9 protein-coding genes and 1 pseudogene are annotated in these 10,892 nt (G+C 43.0%); 5 read left to right on the top strand and 5 right to left on the bottom strand.

Annotation, left to right across the window (positions count from 1 at the left end; genetic code table 11):
• Positions 1–213: 213 nt before the first annotated feature.
• From DWX73_RS11770 to DWX73_RS11755, 4 genes are all read right to left on the bottom strand, one after another.
• Positions 214–483 (bottom strand): hypothetical protein, encoded by a 270-nt coding sequence (locus tag DWX73_RS11770; protein WP_118348941.1) that lies wholly within the window; start codon positions 481–483, stop codon positions 214–216.
• 88 nt (positions 484–571) lie between these two features.
• Positions 572–1,342, bottom strand: a complete 771-nt coding sequence (gene dapB / locus DWX73_RS11765; RefSeq protein WP_118348940.1) for a 4-hydroxy-tetrahydrodipicolinate reductase — start codon at positions 1,340–1,342, stop codon at positions 572–574.
• A 32-nt stretch (positions 1,343–1,374) separates the two neighbouring features.
• Positions 1,375–2,265, bottom strand: coding sequence for a 4-hydroxy-tetrahydrodipicolinate synthase (dapA, locus tag DWX73_RS11760; protein WP_118348939.1), 891 nt, complete (start codon positions 2,263–2,265; stop codon positions 1,375–1,377).
• Positions 2,266–2,387: 122 nt separating this feature from the next.
• Positions 2,388–3,017, bottom strand: a complete 630-nt coding sequence (locus tag DWX73_RS11755) for a single-stranded DNA-binding protein (RefSeq protein WP_118348938.1) — start codon at positions 3,015–3,017, stop codon at positions 2,388–2,390.
• 278 nt (positions 3,018–3,295) lie between these two features.
• Here DWX73_RS11755 and typA point away from each other — a divergent pair, with 278 nt between their 5' ends.
• From typA to hpf, 4 genes are all read left to right on the top strand, one after another.
• On the top strand, positions 3,296–5,125 hold the full coding sequence (gene typA, locus DWX73_RS11750) for a translational GTPase TypA (protein ID WP_118348937.1): 1,830 nt from the start codon (positions 3,296–3,298) through the stop codon (positions 5,123–5,125).
• On the top strand, positions 5,125–6,021 hold the full coding sequence (locus tag DWX73_RS11745; RefSeq protein ID WP_118348936.1) for a phosphatase PAP2 family protein: 897 nt from the start codon (positions 5,125–5,127) through the stop codon (positions 6,019–6,021). The genes typA and DWX73_RS11745 overlap by 1 nt, the downstream gene beginning before the upstream one ends.
• A gap of 51 nt (positions 6,022–6,072) precedes the next feature.
• Positions 6,073–6,684, top strand: a complete 612-nt coding sequence (locus DWX73_RS11740; protein ID WP_118348935.1) for a phosphate-starvation-inducible PsiE family protein — start codon at positions 6,073–6,075, stop codon at positions 6,682–6,684.
• Between the two features lie 92 nt (positions 6,685–6,776).
• On the top strand, positions 6,777–7,313 hold the full coding sequence (gene hpf, locus DWX73_RS11735; RefSeq protein ID WP_118348934.1) for a ribosome hibernation-promoting factor, HPF/YfiA family: 537 nt from the start codon (positions 6,777–6,779) through the stop codon (positions 7,311–7,313).
• Positions 7,314–7,369: 56 nt separating this feature from the next.
• Here the strand turns inward: hpf and DWX73_RS11730 are convergent.
• Positions 7,370–8,025: pseudogene (locus DWX73_RS11730) on the bottom strand (YigZ family protein).
• A gap of 173 nt (positions 8,026–8,198) precedes the next feature.
• Between DWX73_RS11730 and DWX73_RS11725 the strand changes: the two are divergent.
• A complete protein-coding gene (locus DWX73_RS11725) occupies positions 8,199–10,745 on the top strand; it encodes a transglycosylase domain-containing protein (RefSeq protein WP_118348933.1) in 2,547 nt (848 codons plus the stop codon).
• Positions 10,746–10,892 lie beyond the last annotated feature (147 nt).

Raw genomic sequence — 10,892 nt, 5'->3', positions numbered from 1 at the left:
ATCTGAAAAATACATTTTCATTTGCAACATAAAAATCACCACTTTTCTTTTAGTATACAAGAAAAGTGATGATTTTTGTATTAACTATTTTTTATGCGGTTGCCCTGCACGAAAAGTTCCTGATTCTCCCCTTATAAGACGTTATCCTTACAAGACATTAAGCAAGAAGAGAAGCCTTGCATATCTACAGGGCTCCTCATTTCCTTCTTGTGACTATTTTGTATCTGTCAGATCTTCAACGCCATCGCGAATCGCATCTCCGGTATTTTCCACACCGTCTTTTACTGCATCTCCGAGATCTTCTACACCATCTTTTATGTCTTCTCCCATAGTTGTTCCGTCTTTTCTTTCTTCGACAGTATCTGTAGTTTCATTTTTATTCATTCCATTTTCTGTTGCATCATTATTGCTCCCGCATGCCGCAGCCAGACACAATGCCAGTACGCATACTAGAGTAATCATAGTTTTTCTAATTTGTTTCATAATAATAAAATCTCCCTTTCTGTGAAATAAAATCGAATATATCAATAATATTTACAGATTGGGAGATATTATACTTCACAAATACATTTTAATTATTGTTTTCTTTCAGCACTACATCGCTCATATCGTACATACCTGCCGGTTTCCCCGCCAGATACTTCGCTGCTTCCAACGCGCCTTTGGCAAAAATTGATTTGGAATATGCCGTATGATGAAATTCCACAACCTCATCCATACCTGCAAAGATCACATCATGCTGTCCTACGAGCGTTCCTCCTCGCACAGCTGAAATGCCGATTTCTTTCGCATCCCGTTTCTGGCGCACCTGGCTTCTGTCATATACATAATGATAATTATGATCCATAGCTTCATTGATGGAATCTGCCATAGCAATCGCTGTTCCGCTTGGTGCATCAATCTTCTGATTGTGATGTTTTTCTACAATCTCGATATCGAATCCGGCGCCTCCAAGAACTTTTGCCGCTTCTTTTAATAATTTCAGAAGCAGATTCACTCCAAGAGACATATTAGCAGAACGAAGCACTGCCGTTTCCTTAGCAAGTTCTTCTGCTTTTTGAAGCTGCTCCTCTGATAATCCTGTTGTGCAAAGAACAACAGGAAGCTTCTTAGCCTTACATGTATCAAGAAGCGCATCCACTGCTGCTGCACTGGAGAAATCAACTACAACATCGGCTGACACATCGCATGCATCCAAGCTTGGAAATACCGGATAGTCATTATTGATTCCGGTATAGGTATCAATTCCGGCTGCCACTTCGATATTCTCGTCTTCTTTTGCAAGCTGCGTTAGCACCTGCCCCATCTTTCCATTACAACCATGTATTATCATCTTAATCATCTGTCTCTTCCCCCTGTCTCCGGTAAATCTTTCTAGCACACGCGCAGGCCAAATTCCTTCATTGCCTGCACAAGTTTCTTCTCGTTCTCTGCAGAAATCTCTGTCAACGGAAGACGAAGCGGTCCTGCTTCCATTCCAAGAAGGCTGACTGCTTTCTTTACCGGAATTGGATTCACTTCACTAAAAAGCTGATCGATCAGCGGAAGTGCGCGGAGCTGAAGCGCACAGCTTTCTTCTACCTGTCCTTTCCAGAACAACTCGCAGATATCGTGTGTTTCGTCCGGAGCAACGTTAGAAAGTACAGAAATGACACCTTTTGCTCCGAGAGACAGAAGTGGAACGATCTGATCATCATTACCGGAATACAGATCAATATTGCCGTCTGTCAGCTGCATGATCTTCGCAACCTGAGAAATATTTCCTGACGCTTCTTTGATTCCCACTACATATTCTGATTCCTTCACAATCTTAGCAACCGTCTCCGGCGCAATATTACATCCTGTTCGGCTTGGCACATTATACATGATGACCGGAGCTTTTGCTTCCTTAGCAATTGCACTATAATGTGCTTCTAACCCCTGCTGTGTTGCCTTATTATAATAAGGTGTCACAACAAGAAGACCGTCCGCGCCGTCCTTCACTGCTTCTACAGAAGCCTCTACGGCATTCCTTGTGCAGTTCGAGCCCGTTCCGGCAATGACCGGGATTCTTCCCTTTGCCTGCTCTACTGTAAAACGAATACACTGACGATGTTCTTCTCTTGACATTGTCGCAGATTCTCCTGTTGTTCCGCAAATAATAATCGCGTCTGTCTTCTTCTCACAATGATAATCTATTAATTCAGCTAACTTGTCATAATTAATACTTCCATCTGCATGAAATGGTGTAATGATTGCTACACCTGCACCTGTAAAAACTGCCATAGTCTCATCCTCCTCGTCTTTCTGACACTCGCTTGATATGCTCGAATTTTAACATTAATTATCAGCAATGTCAATCAAGCCCAAGACAAATTCAGCATGCAGTACCTGTGATTTTTACAGCGCTACGCATCCATACATTCCAGCTTACTTACGGATACTTCATATGCCACCCGTTTCTGTGTTTCTGTCTCAGAAAGCTTCTTTATGTACTCTCTGCTCTGAATTCTTCCGAGAATCTGGACATGTTCTCCCACCTGGAATCCGGAAGCATATCTTGCATTCCTTCCCCAACAGATACACGGGATGTAATCTGACTTTCCATACGGACGGTTCACTGCAAGCAGTACATCTGCAATCTCCCTTCCGAGAGGCGTTTTCCGATAGATCGGCTCTTTACATATGTAACCATCCAGTAAAATGCTGTTGGTTTTTACCCCATCCGGCTCTTCATCTACAAATGAAACTTCTCTTACAAATACCGAAAGTACCAATCGGTTTTTCTGCTCCTCATGGCGATTATAGGATCGGAACTGTCCGGATGCCATGATATATTCTCCCGTATAGTCCTCTGTCACATCGATCAGGCGTTCTGAGATCATAAGCGGTATAATATCATCCGAATTACTCAATCGTCTCACTCTTACATCCACCATATAAAAGCCCTCACCAAACACTTCGTGACTGAATGTAAATCCGGAAATAATCTCTCCCATAATTGTTACCTGATTGTTTTCAATAATCTTATCTGACATGAATTGTAAATCTCCCTTCCTCTGCGGCGTATTTTTTAGTCACTACTAAGTCTATGGACATCCCTGCCATACTAGAACTGAAAATCTTCCTGTTTTCCCAAAACCGTATGCCAGAAATTTTGAAATTTCTCCGGCATATTTCAAAATTCTCCGGCATCTTTCTTTTTCCGACCTTTTTCGTTCTTGTGACAGAATGTCTTGTAAAAAACAAAAAATGTGATAATATATATAGGTTGAAACTAAAAACGTACAAAACAAAATAAAGGATTGATATAATTATGAATATGAAACGTGAAGATATCCGAAACATTGCCATCATCGCCCATGTAGACCACGGCAAAACAACATTAGTGGATGAGCTTCTCAAACAAAGCGGTGTATTCCGTGAAAATCAAGAAGTAGCAGAGCGTGTCATGGACTCCAATGACATTGAGAGAGAACGTGGTATCACAATCCTCTCCAAAAATACTGCTGTTTATTACAAAAACACAAAAATCAATATTATCGATACACCAGGACATGCTGACTTTGGCGGCGAAGTAGAGCGTGTATTAAAAATGGTTAATGGTGTTATCCTTCTTGTAGATGCATTTGAAGGTGTTATGCCGCAGACAAAATTTGTACTCCGGAAAGCCTTAGAGCTGGAACTCCCTGTAATTGTCTGCATCAACAAGATTGACCGGCCGGAGGCACGACCGGACGAAGTTATTGATGAAGTACTTGAGTTATTTATGGATCTCGATGCTTCTGATGAACAGCTTGACTGTCCATTTGTCTATGCTTCTGCCAAGTCCGGCATCGCTGTTCTTGATCTCTCTGACGATCCAGAGAATATGGAACCGCTGTTTGAGACAATCCTCGACTACATTCCTGCACCGGAGGGCGATCCGGATGCCGGTACACAGCTGCTCATCAGCACAATCGATTACAACGAATATGTGGGAAGAATCGGTGTCGGCAAAGTTGATAACGGTGTGATCGCAGTCAATCAGGATCTTGTTGTTGTAAATCATCATGATCCGGACAAGCAGAAAAAAGTAAAAATCGGAAAGCTCTATGAATTCGACGGTCTGAAAAAAGTCGAAGTGAAAGAGGCCGGTGTCGGATCTATCGTTGCAATCTCCGGTATTCCTGACATTGCCATCGGTGATACCATCTGCTGTGCCGACGCACCAAGTGCAATTCCGTTCCAGAAAATCTCTGAACCGACAATCGCTATGCAGTTCATTGTCAATGACAGTCCATTTGCAGGACAGGAAGGAAAATTCGTCACTTCCCGACATATCCGGGAACGTCTTTTCCGCGAATTGAATACCGATGTCAGCCTGCGGGTAGAAGAATCTGAATCGACAGACAGCTTCAAAGTTTCCGGCCGCGGAGAGCTTCATCTCTCTGTCCTTATTGAGAATATGCGCCGCGAAGGATATGAATTTGCAGTCAGCAAAGCCGAAGTATTATACAAAAAAGACGAAAACGGCAAACTGCTTGAGCCAATGGAACTGGCATATATTGATGTACCGGAAGAATTTACCGGAACTGTCATTGAGAAACTAAGCCAGAGAAAAGGCGAACTCCGCAATATGGGTACTGCCAATGGCGGATATACCCGTCTGGAATTCTCCATTCCTTCAAGAGGCCTGATCGGATATCGCGGCGATTTCATGACAGACACAAAGGGAAATGGAATCCTCAACACGATCTTTGACGGATACGCTCCGTACAAGGGAGATATTCAGTATCGAAAACAAGGCTCTCTCATCGCATTTGAAACCGGAACTGCCGTTGCCTATGGTTTGTTCAGCGCTCAGGACCGCGGTACTCTCTTCATTGGACCTGGCGAAAAAGTATATGCAGGTATGGTCATTGGTCAGAATGGTAAGTCCGAAGACATTGAGTTAAATGTCTGCAAAACGAAGCACCTGACAAACACAAGATCCTCCAGCGCCGATGAAGCGTTAAAACTTGTACCGCCTCGTATTCTAAGTCTTGAACAGGCAATTGATTTCATCGAGACGGACGAGCTGTTGGAAGTTACCCCGAAATCTTTGCGGATCCGCAAAAAAATCCTTGATCCGCGCCTAAGAAAGAGAGCACAATTCAATAAATAATGGATTTTTTAAGACTACTGGAAGGAATCAGGAATCCCGTTCTTGATTCCTTCTTCCAATGGATTACTTATTTCGGGCAAGAAATCTGCATCCTTGCAGTTATCTGCCTCTTTTACTGGTGTCTGGACAAAAAATTCGCCTATCGGCTCGGATTTATCTACTTTTCTGCCGGTCTTTGCATCCAGACATTGAAAATTACATTTCGGATTCCCCGTCCGTGGATACTGGATCCCGAATTTCATCCGGTCACAAGCGCTGTTCCTGCCGCCACCGGATATTCTTTTCCAAGCGGTCACACGCAGGGAGGCACCTGCCTCTTTGTCCCTCTGGCTCTGCGCTCCCGGAAATTCTGGCAGAAATGTCTCTGCATTCTGATGTTTCTCGCCATCGGATTTTCACGGATGTATCTGGGCGTACACACGCCAAAAGATGTGCTCACCGCTATGGCCGTCTCCCTCTTTTTTACAGCAATCATCTGGAAATTCGGAGACAGTCTGCTGGAAGAAAACAGGTATACGAAAATGATTTCCGTCATTCTTCTCATCCTTTCCTGCCTGACTGCGTTCTACGCGCTTCTTTTGTTTCGTCAGAATATCATTGAAGTCAAATATGCCGCTGACTGCTGCAAAGCTGCCGGCGCCGGTCTTGGCTTCGCTGCAGGCTTTTATCTGGAACGGACTTATTTGAATTTTTGTTCACGCTGCCGCAATGTCAGCCATCTGTTTCAGCGTATGACCGTTGGTCTTCTTCTGACACTTGCACTAAAGCTGACGCTGAAATTCTTTCTCGGAGACACACTTCTCATGGAACTTTTACAGCATTTCTTTGTGGTACTCTTTGTTATGTACGGATATCCGTTCCTTTTTACAAAAATGAAAAAAACTCCTTTACAGTAATTCATTTTATCCTTTACAATGGAAATGATTATATTGTAAAGGAGTTTTTATATGAAGAAATACATCAAAGTAGGATTGGTACAGGCTGCAAACATTTTAGAATTATTTATCGCCGGTATTTTGGCTCTCGGCGTTTTATTCTTTACTTCACAGCTTGTCGGTTCTTTATTTCAAATCGGGAATTTTGAAGCATTTCATACTGCCGAAGAACTGTTAGCCGGAGCTTTTACCCTTGTAATCGGAATCGAGCTGATCCATATGCTCTGCGAGCATTCTCCGGGAACTGTGTTCCAAGTACTTTTATTTGCCATCGCAAGACAAATTGTGATTGATCACGAACGCGCCATCGACAATCTGATCGGTGTTGCTGCCATTGCAATTTTATTTGCCACAAGAAAATATCTGTTCTGCCATTTTGATGAATCCGAAAGCATCATCTTCCGCGCCAGTCAGAAAGTAACTGTCGTCAATAAGATCATACATACGCAAATTCCTTATCACGATGATGAAACTCTGGGAGATGTCCTTCTCCGGAAGTTCGAAGATGACCAGATCCACCTTGCGGTCGGCGCCTGTGCCTATTTTTCCAACTTCACATTAAGAGTTGCTAAGATGCACGAAGGAAAAGTATCAAGAATTGAAGTAATTCGGTCTATACGTTAACACTTTTTTGTGTTATAATCATCATATGGACAAGCAATTCAGTTGTCCCTCACCGAATTTTCGGTGAAATACACGAAAAGGAGTTGAATTGTATGAACTACATTATCAGCGGAAAAAATATCGACGTCACACCTGCATTGAAAGAGACGATCGAAAAAAAACTCGGAAAGTTAGAAAGATATTTTACTCCTGAAACAGAAATTATTGTAACCCTTAGCGTTGAAAAAGATCGTCAGAAGATCGAAGTTACAATTCCTGTAAAAGGAACGATCATCCGTTCCGAACAGAGCAGCAGCGATATGTATGTATCTATTGATCTTGTAGAAGAAGTGATTGAGCGGCAGCTCCGCAGATACAAGACAAAATTAGTCGCAAAACATCAGGACGAAAGCAACTTCAAGAAGGAATTCTTTGAAGAAGAAGTACAGGAATCACTGGAAGAACCAATTAAGATCATCCGTACAAAACGTTTCGGTATCAAGCCAATGTATCCGGAAGATGCATGTGTACAGATGGAACTTCTTGGACATGATTTCTATGTATTCTTTAATGCAGAATCCGAAGAAGTTAATGTTGTTTACAAACGTAAGAATGGAACCTATGGTTTGATCGAACCAGAATTCAGATAAAGAATACGGAACCGGCACACATCGCTGCCGGTTCCTTTTCTAATTTCATCCTTTTTCTATTCTTTCCAGAGCATCATCTCTCCTGCCACATCTGCAAAATAACACGCATCTCCCATCTGCGGCTCCACCTGTCCATTCGTCCCTTCCACAATTTCTGCTGTTACCTGACTGATCAGTTCTTCCGGAACAAGTACCGTCATCCGCACAAGATCTTCATAAACCGTATCCAATGTCTGAATCTTCTTCTGTCCCAGTATGTACTGAATTTTCCCCAAATTCGTGTAATCTGTCGTAAACTCCAGTTATATCCTTTATATTTGGTTATAATAATACTATTGGCAAGTCCTTCTTTCACTGCGCCTGAATACGCCCTCACAAGACCGCCCGTTCCAAGAAGTGTTCCTCCAAAATATCTTGTAACGACAACTGCAATATCATGGATTTCCTCTCCCATAAGGACATCCAGCATTGGTTTGCCTGCTGTTCCCTGTGGCTCCCCATCATCGCTCATGCGCTGGACCTGAAAACGCTCTCCAATTACATAGGCAGAACAGTTATGAGTGGCATCCCAGTATTTTTTTTTCATCTCCGCGATAAAGGCAATGGCTTCTTCTTCTGTTTTTACCGGCCGCACTGTCGCGATAAACCTTGACTTTTTGACGATGATCTCGCCCTCACCGCCTTCATAGACTGTTGTATACTGACTTAACATACTATCTTCCTCGCTTGTTTTTCTTCCATATAGTATATATCATAACAGAAATATTGTGAAACTCTCAAGATTTTCTTAATATTTCCGCATGAAATATGAACTTTTTAAAATAGACTTTATTTCCCAAGTATGTCTATGCTATAATATCCTGGTATGAAGGAGGCTACTGATTCATGAATTATGGAAAAAGAAATGTTTCTAAAAAACAAAAAGCACTCACTTCCAAATCTACGATGAAAAAGAAACGGGCCGGTGTCCGCGTCCTGAAAGCAACGCTTCTTACGCTGATTCTCTGCGCCATTCTCGCTGTCGTAGGTGTTGGATTATTCGCTAAACGAATCATTGACAATGCGCCGGATATTTCTCCTGCCAACGTCAAACCTGAAGGATATTCCACAACCGTTTATAATCAGGACGGAAGCGAAGAGCTGGAACGTTTCGTTGCTGCTAATGCGAACCGTATTTATAAACCGATCTCTGAGATTCCGAAAGATCTGCAGCATGCATTTGTAGCAATCGAAGATGAACGCTTCTATGAACACAAAGGAATTGATCCACAGGGTATTATCAGAGCCGGTATTACCGGTATATTAAATGGTGGAAACTTCTCACAGGGTGCCAGTACACTGACACAGCAGCTGATTAAGAATACGATCTATACCGACTTTATGGAAGAAGATACTTTTTATGAGCGTGTAGAACGAAAACTGCAGGAACAGTATCTCGCACTTCAGCTTGAGAAACAGGAATCCAAAGAACAGATCCTTGAAAACTATCTGAATACCATTAACCTGGGACAGAATACACTGGGTGTTCAGACAGCAGCAAAACGATATTTCGGGAAAGATGTATCTGAACTGTCACTCTCTGAATGTGCTGTAGTTGCAGCGATCACACAGAACCCGACACGATACAATCCGATTACAAATCCTGATGAGAACGCAAAACGTCGCGACAAAGTTCTCCGTAATATGGCTGAGCAGGGATATATCACAGAAGCTCAACGTCAGGAGGCGCTCGCTGATCAGGTATATGAGCGGATTCAGATTGTAAACTCTGCCGTTTCTGCTGATGATTCACCTTACACTTATTTTATTGACGCACTTTCTTCACAAGTGCAGGAAGATCTGGAAACCAAACTTGGATATTCCGCAACCCAGGCTTACAATGCTGTTTACAGCGGCGGACTTTCTATTTTCGCGACACAGGACAAAGCGCTGCAGGCAATCTGTGATGAAGAGATCAATAATGATGAATATTATCCTGCAAGCGAAGTCGGTCTTTCCTATGCATTTACCATTGTCCGCGCCGATGGAACTGTCGAGAACTTCGGTCAGGAACATATTGCAGCTTATATGAAAGAAGTTCATGGCGACAAATACGGTCTTGTATTCGATTCCGAAGAAACTGCCAGAGCTTATGTAGAAGAATGGAAGGCAACCGTAGTGCGTCCGGATGACCAGTCTCACGACGAAGCTTTCAGCACTTCTCCACAGCCACAGGCATCTTTCCTGATTATGGATCAATACACCGGTCAGGTCAAAGCACTCTCTGGCGGACGTGGAGAAAAGACATCCAGTAAGAGTTTTAACCGTGCTACAGACTCTGCGCGGCAGCCTGGATCCTGCTTTAAGATTCTGGCCGCCTATGCGCCTGCTATCGACAGCTGCGGATATAATCTTGCAACTACAATCAAAGACGAAGAATACTATTACTCCGATGGCGAACATAAGAAAGTAAACAACTGGTGGGGAGATTACTACAAGGGCGATATGACTGTCAGATCTTGTATTGAGCAGTCTGCCAACGTCTGTGCTGTCAAAACGATTGCAGATGTAACTCCTGCACTTTCTATGGAATACCTGAAAGAATTCGGATTAACAACCATTGTCACAGATCCGAACGTACAGCCAAATGATGTGCATGAAGCAACCGCACTCGGCGGTATCACAAACGGTGTTACAAATATTGAAATGACAGCGGCATATGCAGCCATTGCCAATGGCGGTGTTTATAACCGTCCGGTTCTTTACACAAAAGTAATCGATCATGACGGCAATGTGCTTCTTGATAATACGACTCCGGAATCCCATACCGTATTAAAGGATTCTACTGCTGCTCTTCTGACAGATGGTATGAAGAGCGTTATCTATGGTTCCAGTGGAACCGGACGCCGGGCTGCATTGTACAGCGGTATGCCTGTATCCGGTAAGACCGGTACTACCTCTTCTAATGTAGATATCTGGTTCTCCGGTTATACGCCATATTATACTGCCTCTATCTGGGCTGGATATGACTCTAACAAACCGCTGACAAATACAAGCTTTCATCTGACGATCTGGAGAAGTATTATGGAACGCATTCACGAATCTCTTCCGGTCAGAGAATTTGCATTACCGGATTCTGTTGAAAAAGCTTCTGTATGTTCAATTACGGGATTACGCGCCACAAGCAGCTGCCCTACAACTTCAGAACTGTTTGCCAAAGGCGATCTGCCGGATGACTACTGCAGCGGACATGTTGTAGAAACTCCTGACGATGATGACGATGACAAAGAGGATGATAACGATAGCGACAGCAGCAGCGGTACAACACAGCCTGAATCTCCAACGGAACCGGAAACTCCAACTACACCGGAGACACCGACAGAACCGACACCGCCTCCTACACAACCGGAGACACCGACGGATCCAAATACACAAAATCCGCCAGCACAATAATACAGCACTTCTCATATAACATATAGTGGGAAAAGAAAAGGGGCTGTCGGTTAATACCGATTTTTAGCTTCTAAATCTTAAAATAAGAATCTCCTGTAGAAATCAGTGTTTTTATACCTGATTTTCTACAGGAGATTCTTATTTTTT

The organism is Coprococcus sp. AF21-14LB, assembly GCF_003458885.1.
In the GTDB taxonomy this organism is placed as follows: Bacteria; Bacillota; Clostridia; order Lachnospirales; family Lachnospiraceae; genus UBA9414.
Note: the sequence above shows the minus strand (reverse complement) of the source record. Positions and strands in the feature narration are given on the sequence as shown.